This is a genomic window from Pseudomonas sp. GW460-12-10-14-TSB1, from assembly GCF_017349775.1.
GTDB lineage: Bacteria > Pseudomonadota > Gammaproteobacteria > Pseudomonadales > Pseudomonadaceae > Aquipseudomonas > Aquipseudomonas piscium.
In genome coordinates this window covers 131603-145171 of record NZ_JACNAC010000001.1, presented here as the reverse complement: position 1 = coordinate 145171, position 13569 = coordinate 131603, and the positions used below count along the sequence as shown (strand labels likewise).

Here is a 13569-nt window from a genome sequence, read left to right as displayed (position 1 = left end):
AAGGACAGTTAATGAAAAAGCGTTTGTTTATCCTCAGCCAGTACCTGCTGCCTCACCACCTGCTGTCGCGCCTGGCCGGCTGCATCGCCGAGTGTCGTGTGCGCTGGTTCAAGAATGCCTTCACCGCCTGGTTCGCCAAGCGTTATCAGGTGGACATGTCGCAAGCGCTGGTGGAAGACCTGACCGCCTATGAGCACTTCAATGCCTTCTTCACCCGTGCCCTGAAAGACGGCGCCCGCCCGCTGGACCAGACTCCGGGCGCGATCCTCAGCCCGGCCGACGGCGCGGTCAGCCAGCTCGGCCCGATCGAACACGGTCGGGTGTTCCAGGCCAAGGGTCATAGCTTCAGCGTGCTGGAACTGCTGGGTGGCGATTCGGCCCTGGCAGCCCCGTTCATGGGCGGCGATTTTGCCACCATCTACCTGTCGCCGAAGGACTACCACCGCGTGCACATGCCGCTGGCCGGCACCCTGCGGGAAATGGTCTACGTGCCGGGTCGGATCTTCTCGGTCAACCAGACCACCGCGGAAAACATGCCGGAACTGTTCGCCCGCAACGAGCGTGTGGTGTGCGTTTTCGATACCGAGCGCGGCCCGATGGCCGTGGTACTGGTGGGCGCGATGATCGTGGCCTCGATCGAAACCGTCTGGGCCGGCCTGGTGACTCCGCCGAAGCGCGAACTGAAGACAGTGCGCTACGACGAAGCCGCCCGCGCACCGATCCACCTGGAAAAAGGCGCCGAATTGGGCCGCTTCAAGCTGGGCTCCACCGCGATCGTGTTGTTCGGGCCGGAGCAAGTGCAGTGGGCCGAAGAACTGGCGGCCGGCTCGCCAGTACAGGTGGGCCAAGGCATGGGCCTACCCAAGGCCTGAGCTTTGGGCATAAAAAGCTGGACATAAAAAAACGCCGCAGATCGCGGCGTTTTTTTTGCCTTGGATTCGGCTCAGAGCTGGCCGTCGCGATCGCGAAAGCCCAGCAGATAAAGCACGCCATCCAGGCCCAGGGTGGAGATCGCCTGCTTGGCCGACTGCTTGACCAGCGGCTTGGCGCGGAAGGCCACGCCCAGGCCGGCGATCGCCAGCATCGGCAGATCGTTGGCGCCGTCGCCGACCGCGATGGTCTGCTCCAGGCGCAATCCTTCCTTGGCGGCCAGCTCACGCAGCAGATCGGCCTTGCGCTGGGCATCGACAATCGGCTCGACCGCGACACCGGTCACCTTGCCGTCGACCACTTCCAGCTCGTTGGCGAATACGTAGTCGATCCCCAGCTTGGCCTGCAATTGCTTGGCGAAGTAGGTGAAGCCACCCGACAGGATCGCGGTCTTGTAGCCCAGGCGCTTGAGTTCGGCGAACAGGGTCTCGGCCCCTTCGGTCAGGCGCAGCGATGCGCCGATGGAGTCCAGCACCTTGATGTCCAGGCCCTGGAGCAAGGCCAGGCGTTCCTTGAAGCTGGCCCGGAAATCCAGCTCGCCGGCCATGGCCCGCTCGGTGATTTCCGCCACCCGGTCACCCACGCCGGCCGCCTTGGCCAGCTCGTCGATGACTTCCGCCTCGATCAGCGTCGAGTCCATGTCGAACACCGCCAGGCGGCGGTTACGACGGAACAGCGAGTCTTCCTGGAAGGCGATATCGACGTTCAGCTCCTGGGCAACGCTCAGAAACTCGGCACGCAACGCCTGCGGATCGGCCGCTTCGCCACGCACGGAGAACTCGATGCAACCCTTGCCCTTGTCGGCCGGGGTGTCCAGCGGCATGCGCCCGGAGAGGCGATCGATGTGGTCGATGTTCAAGCCGTACTTGGCGGTGATCGAACTGACGCGCTGCAACTGCTCGGCGGTGACCTTGCGGGTCAGCAAGGTGACGATATGGCGCTTCTTGCCCTGGCCACCGACCCATTGCTGGTAATCCTCTTCGGAAACCGGCGTGAAACGGACCTGCTGGTCCAGCTCATAGGCGGTGAACAGGATGTCCTTGAGCACCGACGAGCTCTGCTCGTTGTCCGGAATTTCAACCAGGATGCCGAACGACAGAGTGTCGTGGATCACCGCCTGACCGATGTCGAGAATGTTCACACCACCCTGGGCCAGAACGCCGGTAATGGCCGCAGTGAGGCCCGGACGGTCCTCACCAGTGATGTTTATCAGGACGATTTCGCGCAAGGCGCACCCCCGCAGGTGGAAAAAAACCGCATTCTACCCACTTTCAGTGACCATCGGGCACAGCCAGCGCTTTGCCGGTCTAGGGCCTGTCGCTATACTGCGCCTCAACTTCACGGACAAAAGAGCCGAGCTCAGTGAACCGGCCCACGCCAGTTAAAACCGATAACTTCTTCCTGCTGATCTTCCGTGCACTGCGTCATCGCCGTGTACCGATTGCATTGCGCATTGCCAGCCATAACGTGATCCTGGTCGCCCTGGCCCTGGTGATCTATGCCTGCGTGATGGGGCTGCAGTTCAAGCAGGCCATGCACGAGCAAGCCGACGCCCTGGGTCAGAGCCTGACCACCCAGACCGCGACCTCGGCCACCGAGTTGTTGGTGTCCAACGACATCCTCAGCCTCAACGTGCTGCTGAATAACCTGACCAAGAACCCGCTGGTGGCCCACGCGGCGATCTACAGCGTGGACAACCGCATCCTCGCCGAAGCCGGTCAGCGCCCGAAAAGCAGCCTGCTGGGTGAAACCGAAGGCGTCTACCAGACCAAGATCACCTTCCAGGACGTGACAGCGGGCAACCTGCGCATCAGCCTGGACATGGAACAATTCCAGCAGCCGATGACCATCAGCTTGCAGAGCATGGGCATTCTCAGCGCCATCCTGCTGGCCTTGGCCCTGGCCTTGAGCCTGCGCCTGGGGCGGCACATCTCCACGCCGCTGATGCAACTGCGGGTCTGGCTGCGAGATATCGACGAACACACCCCGGCCACCCAGCGCCAGGACGAGATCGGCGACCTGGCGCGCCAGCTGCACGCCAGCTTCGCGCCGGAGAAGGTCGAGCCGGAGCCCGAACCGGAAGCCGAGATCGACGACACCGACTACGACGACAGCGAAGACGCGGAACCGACCTTCGAAGTGCGCAACCTGCGTGACCCAAGCTTCGATGAAAGCGCTCCCGTGGCCGGCCTCAAGCCCGCACCGCGGCACGTGGTCAATGCCGAAGAGGATCTGGCCGACGATGAAGACCCATTCGCCGATCTTCGCGATAGCTCGTCCACCGCGACCGCTGCCAAGCCGATCGTAAAACCCGCGGTACCGGCACAACCGCAGCACAGCGCGGTACTGGCCGTGCAACTGGGCGCCCAGGAGCAACTGCGCCGCCTGCCCCGCGCCCGCCTGACGGAATTGCTGGAACGTTATCGCGATTGCCTCGACCAGGCCGCCTCGCTGTACCAGAGCGAACTGCACACCCTGAACGATGGCAGCACGCTGATGCTGTTCCACAGCGAAGACAGCGGCGACGACTACCTGACCAACGCCATCTGCTGCGGCGAACTGCTGCGCGCCTTGGGCCACGCCCTGCAAATCGAAGTGGCCGACAGCGGCATCACCCTGCAGCTGCAACTGGGCCTGACCCTGGGCGAAGAGCTGTTCGGCTTGAGCCAGATTGATCTGCTGCTGACCGAGACCGCCCAGGACGCCCTGGCACTGTCCCAGCACAGCCGCAACCTGCTGCTGGTCGAGCGCAAGATCAACGACGATGCTCTGATTCGTCAGCGCGCGCGCATCCGTCCGATCGCCAGCCCGGAAGGCGCCTGCTGCGTCGAGCGCCTGATGGAGCCTTATCCATCGATGCTGGAGCGGCAACTGGCGCGCATGCACGAGACCCGGGCCAAGCTGTAAGCCAGCCGCCCAACAAAAAGCCCGCAGCGATGCGGGCTTTTTGTTGGGCGTTGATCGGGCTAACGCCATCGCGGGCAAGCCTCGCACCTACCTGCTTCTGTAGGAGCGAGGCTTGCCCGCGATAGCAATCTGCATAACACCGCAGAGCGCCCGAGCTACCGAACAACTCTCCAGAAACGACAAAGCCCGCTGATCAGCGGGCTTTGTCCTGGAACCGCAACACTCAAAAGCGGAACACTTCCATATCCGTGCGGATTGGCGTGGCCATCGGAATCTTTGGCTGCTTCTCCTGCTCGACCGGTTTGGCCGCCGGCGCAGGCGCTGCCTTGCGTGGCACCTCGGCTACCGTAGGCTGGTTGGCCAGCGGCTTGAGGGCACCCGACAGCTGCTCGGCCAGGCGTTGCAGCAACACACCCTGGGCCTGGACCTGGGATGCGGTGGTGCCAGCATGTTGTTCCTGCAGATGAACGATACGGTTGTCGCGAACCTGCCCACGGCGATCGATCAGGCGCCATTGCGCATCGAGAACCGCCGGTTGCGACGCGCCCGAATCCAGGCGAGTGATCGACAGCAGCACCTGCACATCCGGGGTGAAGCCGGTACTTGCCGGCGCCAGCACTACACGCTGGCTGTCCAGCTGGCCAGCGACCTGACGCAACAGCAACTGATCGATATCGGAAGACAGGCTGCCCGCCCAACGACCGTCGGTCGAAGCCTGCAGGCTGCCGTCGCTCTGACGTTGCAGCAAGGTTTCACGTTGCAGATAGTCGGCAACCAGTACCGGGCCCAGCAATACGGCCATACCGGCACTTTGCGCCGGTTGAGCTGGACTTCCGCTGTCCAGCTGATACAGCGACACCGGCTGGTGTACGCTGCAACCCGCCAGGCCAAGAACGCCAGCGAGCAAGAAAACAAGAGGAAGGCGCAGAGCAGTCATCATCCCATCCAGGTGGCGGCCACAAGGCTAGCCACAGTGTAAATACTCAAAATAACCCTGAATAACGCTCAGCCACGCCGGCGCTTGAAAGCGCATATCATCCGTGAATATGCGCCATGACTCCAGTGTTGTAGCGCCGATCTACCGGTTAAATCGCAGATCGGACGCTCTAGACCGCATCAATTGAGAGTTTCTACCAACAACGCATCCACTCGCTGGAAGCCTCGCGGCAATTTGTTACCCCGGCGACCGCGCTCACCCTTGTAGTGCTCAAGGTCATCGGCCTTGAGCGACAGGGTACGTTTTCCGGCCTGCAACACCAATGTCGCGCCTTCCGGCAGTACCGCGATATCGGTCACGTACTCCTCGCGGCTGGCCACTCGCTCACCCGGAATCCCGATGATCTTGTTGCCCTTGCCTTTGCCCAACTGCGGCAGGTCGCTGATCTTGAACACCAGCAAACGCCCTTCGGTGGTCACCGATGCCAGCCAGTTCTGTTCACGATCGCTCACCGGCCGCGGCAACAACACCTTGGCGTTGTTCGGCAGGCTCAACAGCGCCTTGCCGGCCTTGTTCTTGGCTTGCAGATCCTCGCCCTTGACCACGAAGCCGTAACCCGCGTCGGACGCGATCACGTACAGCGCCTCGTCGTCCGGCAGCAGTACGCATTCGAAACTGGCGCCAGGTGGTGGCGTCAGGCGTCCGGTCAGCGGCTCACCCTGGCCACGGGCCGATGGCAGCGTATGTGCCGCCACCGAATAACTGCGCCCGGTGGAATCGATAAACACCGCGAACTGGTTGGAACGCCCGATGGCCGAGGTCTTGAAGCCGTCGCCAGCCTTGTAGGACAGGCCCGTGGCGTCGATATCATGCCCTTTGGCGCAGCGTACCCAACCTTTTTCCGACAGAACGATGGTGACCGGCTCGGTCGGCATCAGCTCGTTTTCCGACAAGGCCTTGGCCTCGGCGCGCTCGACGATTGGCGAACGACGGTCGTCGCCATAGGTTTCAGCGTCCTGCAGCAATTCGGTGCGCACCAGTTTCTTCAGCTTGGCTTCGCTGTTGAGCAGGGCTTGCAGCTTGGCCTGCTCCTTGAGCAATTCGTCCTGCTCGGCGCGCAACTTCATCTCTTCCAGACGCGCCAACTGACGCAGGCGGGTATCGAGGATGTAGTCGGCCTGCACTTCGCTCAGGGCGAAACGCTCGATCAGCTTGGCCCGCGGCTGGTCCTCGGTACGAATGATGTGGATCACTTCATCCAGGTTGAGGTAGGCGATCAGCAAGCCGTCCAACAGGTGCAGGCGACGCTCGACCTTGTCCAGGCGGAACTGCAGGCGGCGGCGCACCGTCAGTACGCGGAACTCCAGCCATTCCACCAGCAGGGCGCGCAGGTTCTTCAGTTGCGGCTTGCCGTCCAGGCCGATGATGTTGACGTTGACCCGGTAGCTGGATTCCAGCTCGGTGGTCGCAAACAGGTGCTGCATCAGCTCGTCGGGGTCGACCCGGTTGGAGCGTGGAATGATCACGATCCGGCAGGGGTGTTCGTGGTCCGACTCGTCACGCAGGTCAGCGACCATCGGTAGCTTCTTGGCCTGCATCTGCGCGGCGATCTGTTCCAGCACCTTGGCGCCGGACACCTGGTGCGGCAGCGCGGTGACGATGATGTCGCCATCCTCGATGCGATAGACGGCACGCATGCGCACCGAACCGCGACCGGTTTCATAGATTTTCAGCAGATCCGCGCGTGGCGTGATGATTTCCGCTTCGGTCGGGTAGTCCGGGCCCTGAATGTGCTCGCAGAGCTGTTCGACCGTGGCCTTGGGCTCATCCAGCAGGCGCACGCAGGCCGTGGCGACTTCGCGCAGGTTGTGCGGCGGTACGTCAGTGGCCATACCCACGGCGATACCGGTAGTGCCATTGAGCAGGATGTTCGGCAAACGTGCCGGCAATACCAGGGGTTCCTGCAAGGTACCGTCGAAGTTCGGCCCCCAGTCCGCGGTCCCCTGGCCCAGCTCGCTGAGCAGGACTTCGGAATAACGCGACAGGCGCGCTTCGGTGTAACGCATGGCGGCGAAGGACTTGGGATCGTCCGGCGCACCCCAGTTACCCTGGCCATCCACCAGGGTGTAGCGGTAGCTGAAAGGCTGCGCCATCAGCACCATGGCTTCGTAGCAGGCCGAGTCGCCGTGGGGGTGGAACTTACCCAGCACGTCACCGACCGTACGGGCGGACTTCTTGTGCTTGGAATCGGCATCCAGCCCCAGCTCACTCATGGCGTAGACGATACGCCGCTGTACCGGTTTCAGGCCGTCGCCGATATGCGGCAAAGCACGGTCCATGATCACGTACATGGAGTAGTTGAGGTAGGCATTTTCGGTGAAGTCAGCCAGCGATCGGCGTTCTACGCCATCCAGGCTGAGATCCAGGGAGTCGCTCATGCGGGCCTCATCAGTTCGTTGTCTGGCGCAGCAGCAAGGTGCCGCCGCGCTGGGTAAATTCAAGTTTTTTCAAAGCGCTCATGCCCAGCAACACCTGCTCGCCGCCCAGGCCCGGCGCGACCAGCGCACGGACATCCCGCAGGACGATATCGCCCAACTGCAGGCGGTCGAGGCGGGTTCGATAACCCTCGCTACGACCGTTGGCGGTACTCAGGGTCACCGGGGCGCCCTTCTCCAGGCCGAGACGCTCGGCCAGCCCGGACGGGATCGACACATCGGTCGCTCCGGTATCGAGCATGAAATTCACCGGCTGGCCGTTGATCTGGCCGCTGGCGACGAAATGCCCCTGGCCGTTGCCGACCAGTTTCACTTCGATGTAACCCTCATGTTGTTGCGAAGTGACGACAGCATTGGGGTTCTCCTGACGCTGTTCCCACTCGCCGAAAAACCGTGTCGCCAGGAACAGCCCGGCGCCCCAGGCCAGCACCAGCAGCACGCGCCCGGCACGTTTGCCCGGTGGCTGCTGACTCACGGCTTGCCCCCCCAACCGCCCTCGGGCGCGGCGAAGCGCCAGATGATCGGGCGTTTTTCACCGTCTGCACGGGCTCCGGTGTTGTTATCCACACCAATCCAGGCGCCCTCGGCATCCACCACCAGCGCCTCGGTCAGGCCATAGTCCTGTGGATAACGCCGGTGTTCCTGCAACGCCTCGGCGGCAAACGACCAGCAACGCTCGACCTTGGCCGTCGACGCATCACGACGACAGACCTGAAACGCATTGCGCTCGAGGGTGAACAACTTGCCCTCGAACAGCGACAGGTCGGCGAAATCCCGGGACACCGCCTTGGCCTTGGGCATCTGCGGGGGCTGCATTTCCAGCCCGGCCTCGCTGAGCAGCACACAGCCGCCATCGCAGTCCCAGACACTCTGCTGGCGCTTGATCAACAGCAGCCCGCGGCGCTCGCGCTCGGCGGCCAGCCAGATCTTGTCGCCGGCCGGGTTGACCGCCAGGCCTTCGAACAAGGCATTGAAGTGCAGCAACATACCGCTGGCCCGCGCCTCGCGCACCATGATCGGCGAAATCTTCAACCAGGCGGCCGAACCCGTCGGCGCCAGCTGCAACACCGCCGCATGGGATTCGCTGACCACATACTTGTTGCCGGCGCTGTCGCAGGTGATGCCCTCGAAATCCAGGTCGCCGCCACGCACGAACGAAGCGACCCAGGTGCGTGAGTTCAAGCCCCAGGGCAAACCGCTGTCCGGCACCGGCGGCACGTCGATGCGCACAGTTTCGGCCTGCCAGACCCGGTCGCTGGTATCGAGCCGATAGATCTGGTCATCGTCGCGGTCGGAGACCGTCCACAGCTCCTTGCCGCACAACGCCAGTCCCGACAGGTTGCCGCCGCGCATGCCGTCCACAGGATGCTCGGCCAGCAGCCTCAACTCGGGCAAGGGGTCGGCCATCGCCGAGGTTGCCAATAGCAGTAACGCCAGGGCAAAGCCTCTGCGCATCAGGCCAGAACCTCGGCCAGGTTGCCCTTGGACTCCAGCCAGCTCTTGCGATCGCCGGCGCGTTTCTTCGCCAGCAGCATGTCCATCATTTCCGAAGTCGCGGCGAAGTCCTCACCGAGGGTCAACTGCACCAGGCGCCGGGTGTTCGGGTCCATGGTGGTTTCGCGCAGTTGCGGCGGGTTCATTTCACCCAGGCCCTTGAATCGGGTGACCTGCGGCTTGCCCCGCTTCTTCTCGGCCACCAGGCGATCGAGGATGCCGTCGCGCTCGGCTTCGTCGAGGGCGTAGTAGATCTCCTTGCCCAGGTCGATGCGGTACAGCGGCGGCATCGCCACATAGACGTGACCGGCATCCACCAGCGGACGGAAATGCTGGACGAACAGCGCGCAGAGCAGCGTCGCGATGTGCAAGCCGTCAGAGTCGGCGTCGGCAAGGATGCAGATCTTGCCGTAGCGCAGCTGGCTCATGTCCTCGGCGCCCGGGTCGACCCCGATGGCCACAGCGATGTTGTGCACTTCCTGGCTGGCCAGGACTTCGCTGCCATCGACTTCCCAGGTGTTGAGGATCTTGCCGCGCAGCGGCAGGATCGCCTGGAACTCCTTGTCCCGCGCCTGCTTGGCCGAACCACCGGCGGAATCACCTTCCACCAGGAACAGCTCGGAACGCATCGGGTCCTGGCCGGCGCAGTCCGCCAGCTTGCCTGGCAGTGCCGGGCCCTGGGTAATGCGCTTGCGCTCGACCTTCTTGCTGGCCTTGAGGCGACGACCGGCGTTGCTGATGGCCAGCTCCGCCAGTTGCATGCCCAGTTCCGGGTTGGCGTTGAGCCACAGGCTGAACGCATCCTTGACCACGCCCGAAACGAAGGCGGCCGCCTCACGGGACGACAGGCGCTCCTTGGTCTGGCCGGAGAACTGCGCGTCCTGCATCTTCATCGACAGCACGAAGGCGATGCGTTCCCAGACGTCTTCCGGCGCCAGCTTCAGGCCGCGCGGCAGCAGGTTACGGAATTCGCAGAACTCGCGCATGGCGTCCAGCAGGCCCTGGCGCAAGCCATTGACGTGGGTACCGCCCTGGGCGGTCGGGATCAGGTTGACGTAGCTTTCCTGCACGCTGTCGCCACCTTCCGGCAACCACAGCAGGGCCCAGTCCACCGCTTCCTTGTTACCCGCCAGACTGCCGCAGAAAGGTTCGGTCGGCAGGCGTTCGAATTCGCTGACCGCGTCCACCAGATAGGAACGCAGGCCGTCTTCGTAATGCCACTCGACCTTCTCGCCGGTGCCTTTGTCTTCGAAGCTGACCAGCAGCCCCGGGCACAACACGGCCTTGGCCTTGAGCACATGCTTGAGGCGGCTGACGGAGAATTTTGGCGAATCGAAGTATTTCGGGTCCGGGGCAAAGTACACGCTGGTCCCGGTATTGCGCTTGCCGACGCTGCCAACCACTTCCAGTTCGGTGGCCTTGAAGCCGTCGGCGAAGGTCATCTGGTATTCGTTGCCGTCACGCTTGACCCGCACCCGCACCTGGGTCGAGAGGGCGTTGACCACGGAAATACCCACCCCGTGCAGACCGCCGGAGAACTGGTAGTTCTTGTTGGAAAACTTGCCGCCCGCATGGAGCTTGGTGAGGATCAGCTCGACACCGGACACGCCCTCTTCGGGGTGAATGTCCACCGGCATGCCGCGACCGTCATCGGACACTTCCAGGGAATGATCGGCATGCAGGATGACCTGGATCGACTTCGCGTGCCCCGCCAGGGCTTCGTCGACACTGTTGTCGATGACTTCCTGGGCGAGGTGGTTCGGCCGGGTGGTGTCGGTGTACATGCCCGGGCGTTTGCGCACCGGGTCGAGGCCCGAGAGGACTTCGATGGCGTCTGCGTTATAAGAGCTAGCGCTGGGAGTGGCCATGGGGTCTCGTCGTTAGTCGTTCAATGAAATAGAAGCGAGGGTTCACAGCGAGGTGAAATCGATCGCCTGGTACTGATCCGGGCCGATGCCGGCAAAATTCAACAACGCCGGCAATTGTCCGGCAAAACCCTGGAAACTATGGTCGCCGCCGGCCTGGATGCGCAAGGCACAGGCTCGGTAATACAGCTGGGCGCTGCGATAGTCCAGCATCTCGTCACCTGTCTGCAGCCAGACCTGGAACCGCTGCGGGTCCTGGGGCGCCGGCACTTCCAGTTCGGCCAGGGCCGTCACGTGGTCGTGGGTCAATTCCCAGGTTTCCCCGGTATAGAGGTTGGTCTGCGTGCCCAGAAAACCGTCGAACATCCGGTGCGGACTGACCGCGGGGTTGATCAGCAGGGCTTTCAGGCCATGGCGCTCGGCAAGGTGAGTGGCATAGTAGCCGCCGAGAGAGCTGCCGACCAGCAGCGGCCGTCCGAGTTCGGCAATCGCCTGTTCCAACTGGCCAATGGCCTCGCGCGGATGATGATGCAGGGCCGGCACGCGCAACTGTTCTCCGCGGCCGATCGCCTCCATGACAGCGATCAACTGGCTGGCCTTCTTCGACGCCGGCGCGCTGTTGAAGCCGTGGATATACAGGATCGAACCGGACATGCGCACTCCCTTTGCATCGTGCAAAAAGGCGCAGTTTACAGGGTGTATCGCCGCTTGACTTGTGTTCAGGTGTATCCCTTTGTCCTGCCGCCTCGGACTGCGGCCCCGGGCCGGAATCAGTAGCCGTCGCTGCCGTAATCGACCTCGAAGTCGAAGCCGGTGACCCGCTCGACACCGGTTTCCAGGCGCCCATCGGGCAGCAGGCGCAGCCAGCGATAACCCGGCGCGGTTTCGCCGACCTTGAAATCCTCGCTGCCCGGCTCGAACTGAATGCAGGTCGAGGGCGACGCCAGCAGGCGCAAAGGCCCCTGCTGACGGTCGATTTCCTGATGCACATGGCCCCAGAGCACCGCGCGCGCCTGCGGAAAGCGCTCCAGCACGGCGAACAACGCGTGCGGATTGCGCAGCCCGATGGGCTCCATCCAGGCACAACCGATGGAGACCGGATGATGATGCAGGCACACCAAATGATGGCGTTCGGGGGCTTCGCTCAAGGCGCTGGCGAGCAACTGCAGCTGTTCGTCCTGTAGATAGCCCGGTACCGAACCCGGTACGGCCGAGTCGAGCAGGGTGATCCGCCAGTTGCCGATGTCCACCACTGGCGCCAGCAACGAACTCTGGGTCGCCGCCTGCGCCATGATCTGCGGCTCGTCGTGATTGCCGGGAATCCAGCGCGCCGGCGCCGGAATCTGCCGGGTCATGTCACGAAATAGCTGATAGGACTCCAGCGTACCGTCCTGGGACAGATCGCCCGTGGCCAGCATCAGGTCGATCCGCGGCTGCTGCTCCAGCACCAGTTCGATCACCCGCTGCAGGCTGTCGCGGGTATTCATGCCCAGCAGCGTGCCGTCCGCTTCGGCGAACAGATGACTGTCGGACAGCTGCACCAGCAACACGGGATCGTCGGTGGTCAGAGTGGATGCGCTCGGCAAGGCGGCCTCCCAGGGCGTGTCACGGGCAGTGAGGAATGGAGGCAATTATGCTGGGGGAAATTCAAAAGAGGAAACCGGCGAACCGGACGCAGTTCACATCTACCGCACGGCCTCGAACTCATGACCGTAAGCCAGGCAGTGGCTCAGCCATTCGCCGAGAAACACATTGAGCTGGGCCTTCTCGTCCGGCTGGTGCATGAAGGCGTTCGGATACGGATAGATGCCACGAAAGCGCCGGGCGTGCTCGGCACTGATGACCTCGGCCATGCGCGCGTCGTGATAGACCTGCACTTCCAGCTGCGGCACCGGCAGCCAGGGCAGGCTGTGTTCCTGGCGCACCTGCAGGGTGGTGGTGTAAGGACAGGCCAGCAGCACCTCCAGCGCCAGCACGCCGAGCATCTGGTCACCCTGGGTCACCGCGATCCGCCGCGCCACCGGCTGGTTGCGCATGTCGGGCAACAGGCGCATCAACCGGGCATAGTTGGCCTCGCAGGACGCTTGCAGCCCCACGAGATCGACCCGATAGCGATCGCGCACTTTGTTTACGACCATAACCCCCTCACTTCAACGCGGTTCAAAGCCAGCCATTGCAAGGCAATAATGCTCGCCGCGTTGGAAATCCGCCCATCCCTTACCGCCTGCAGTGCGTCTTCGAAAGCCCAGACCGACACGCGGATATCCTCCGCCTCTTCCACCAGCCCGTGCAGGCCACCGGCACCGCTGCTGTCGCAACGCCCCAGGTACAGATGCACGAATTCGGTACTGCCCCCCGGCGACGGGAAATACTGGGTCATTGGCCACAGCGCGGAGAATGTCAGCCCAGCTTCCTCCTGCGCCTCGCGGTGAGCAACTTCTTCCGGCTGCTCGTCCTTGTCGATCAGACCAGCGACCAGTTCGATCAACCAGGGGTTCGCGGTCTTCCCCATGGCGCCGACGCGAAACTGCTCGATCAAGACCACTTCGTCGCGTTGCGGATCGTACGGCAGGACGCAGACAGCATCGTGACGCACAAAGATTTCACGACTGATCTCGCGCCCCATGCCACCGGCAAACAGCTCGTGGCGCAGTTGCACCCGGTCGAGCTGATAAAAACCCTGGAAGCATTTCTCGCGCCGAACGATATCGACAGTGGTCGGCGTGGTGTTGGCAAAGTCCATCATGGCAATCCTCGTTTCTTGCTGTCCGATCCGAGGCTCCCCCTCGACTTCGCGCCATCCTAACGCGCCGGTGACCGATGATGCAGCCCCTTTGCCATCAGCGGGATAGACGGCAAGGGGGCAAACCTAATCTAATTGCCTCTATTGAGCTTAGTGGCGAACTGATTGCCCCGCAGGCAGTCGAAGCCGGTAACTTTT

12 protein-coding genes are annotated in these 13569 nt (G+C 63.0%); 2 read left to right on the top strand and 10 right to left on the bottom strand.

Going from position 1 to position 13569, the window contains the following annotated elements:
* The first annotated feature begins 11 nt into the window (after positions 1–11).
* On the top strand, positions 12–872 hold the full coding sequence (asd, locus tag J4D52_RS00620; RefSeq protein WP_102675942.1) for an archaetidylserine decarboxylase: 861 nt from the start codon (positions 12–14) through the stop codon (positions 870–872).
* A 71-nt stretch (positions 873–943) separates the two neighbouring features.
* Here asd and serB read toward each other — a convergent pair whose 3' ends face one another.
* Positions 944–2158, bottom strand: a complete 1215-nt coding sequence (serB, locus tag J4D52_RS00615; RefSeq protein WP_009041895.1) for a phosphoserine phosphatase SerB — start codon at positions 2156–2158, stop codon at positions 944–946.
* A 134-nt stretch (positions 2159–2292) separates the two neighbouring features.
* On the opposite strand from serB, the gene J4D52_RS00610 reads away from it, so the two are divergent.
* Positions 2293–3837 (top strand): AhpA/YtjB family protein, encoded by a 1545-nt coding sequence (locus J4D52_RS00610; RefSeq protein WP_063427990.1) that lies wholly within the window; start codon positions 2293–2295, stop codon positions 3835–3837.
* 223 nt (positions 3838–4060) lie between these two features.
* Here J4D52_RS00610 and J4D52_RS00605 read toward each other — a convergent pair whose 3' ends face one another.
* The 9 genes from J4D52_RS00605 to J4D52_RS00565 all read right to left on the bottom strand — a co-directional run bounded on the left by J4D52_RS00605 (position 4061) and on the right by J4D52_RS00565 (position 13374).
* Positions 4061–4774, bottom strand: a complete 714-nt coding sequence (locus J4D52_RS00605; RefSeq protein WP_025808092.1) for a membrane integrity-associated transporter subunit PqiC — start codon at positions 4772–4774, stop codon at positions 4061–4063.
* A gap of 179 nt (positions 4775–4953) precedes the next feature.
* Positions 4954–7212, bottom strand: coding sequence for a DNA topoisomerase IV subunit A (parC, locus tag J4D52_RS00600; protein ID WP_009041892.1), 2259 nt, complete (start codon positions 7210–7212; stop codon positions 4954–4956).
* A 10-nt stretch (positions 7213–7222) separates the two neighbouring features.
* The gene (locus J4D52_RS00595; protein ID WP_062823852.1) at positions 7223–7744 is read right to left on the bottom strand and encodes a TIGR02281 family clan AA aspartic protease; all 522 of its coding nucleotides are present in this window, start codon (positions 7742–7744) and stop codon (positions 7223–7225) included.
* A complete protein-coding gene (locus tag J4D52_RS00590; RefSeq protein ID WP_102675941.1) occupies positions 7741–8724 on the bottom strand; it encodes an esterase-like activity of phytase family protein in 984 nt (327 codons plus the stop codon). Before J4D52_RS00590 ends, J4D52_RS00595 begins: the two co-directional genes overlap by 4 nt.
* Positions 8724–10631, bottom strand: coding sequence for a DNA topoisomerase IV subunit B (gene parE / locus J4D52_RS00585; RefSeq protein WP_016704500.1), 1908 nt, complete (start codon positions 10629–10631; stop codon positions 8724–8726). Before parE ends, J4D52_RS00590 begins: the two co-directional genes overlap by 1 nt.
* 42 nt (positions 10632–10673) lie before the next feature.
* Positions 10674–11282 (bottom strand): YqiA/YcfP family alpha/beta fold hydrolase, encoded by a 609-nt coding sequence (locus tag J4D52_RS00580; RefSeq protein WP_102675940.1) that lies wholly within the window; start codon positions 11280–11282, stop codon positions 10674–10676.
* A 116-nt stretch (positions 11283–11398) separates the two neighbouring features.
* Positions 11399–12214 carry a 3',5'-cyclic-AMP phosphodiesterase gene (gene cpdA, locus J4D52_RS00575; protein WP_053277184.1) on the bottom strand — a complete coding sequence of 272 codons (816 nt, stop codon included), beginning with the start codon at positions 12212–12214 and terminating at the stop codon, positions 11399–11401.
* 99 nt (positions 12215–12313) lie between these two features.
* Entirely contained in the window at positions 12314–12766 is a 453-nt protein-coding gene (locus J4D52_RS00570) for a DUF1249 domain-containing protein (protein WP_102675939.1), read from the bottom strand.
* Positions 12757–13374 (bottom strand): NUDIX domain-containing protein, encoded by a 618-nt coding sequence (locus J4D52_RS00565; RefSeq protein WP_102675938.1) that lies wholly within the window; start codon positions 13372–13374, stop codon positions 12757–12759. Before J4D52_RS00565 ends, J4D52_RS00570 begins: the two co-directional genes overlap by 10 nt.
* Positions 13375–13569 lie beyond the last annotated feature (195 nt).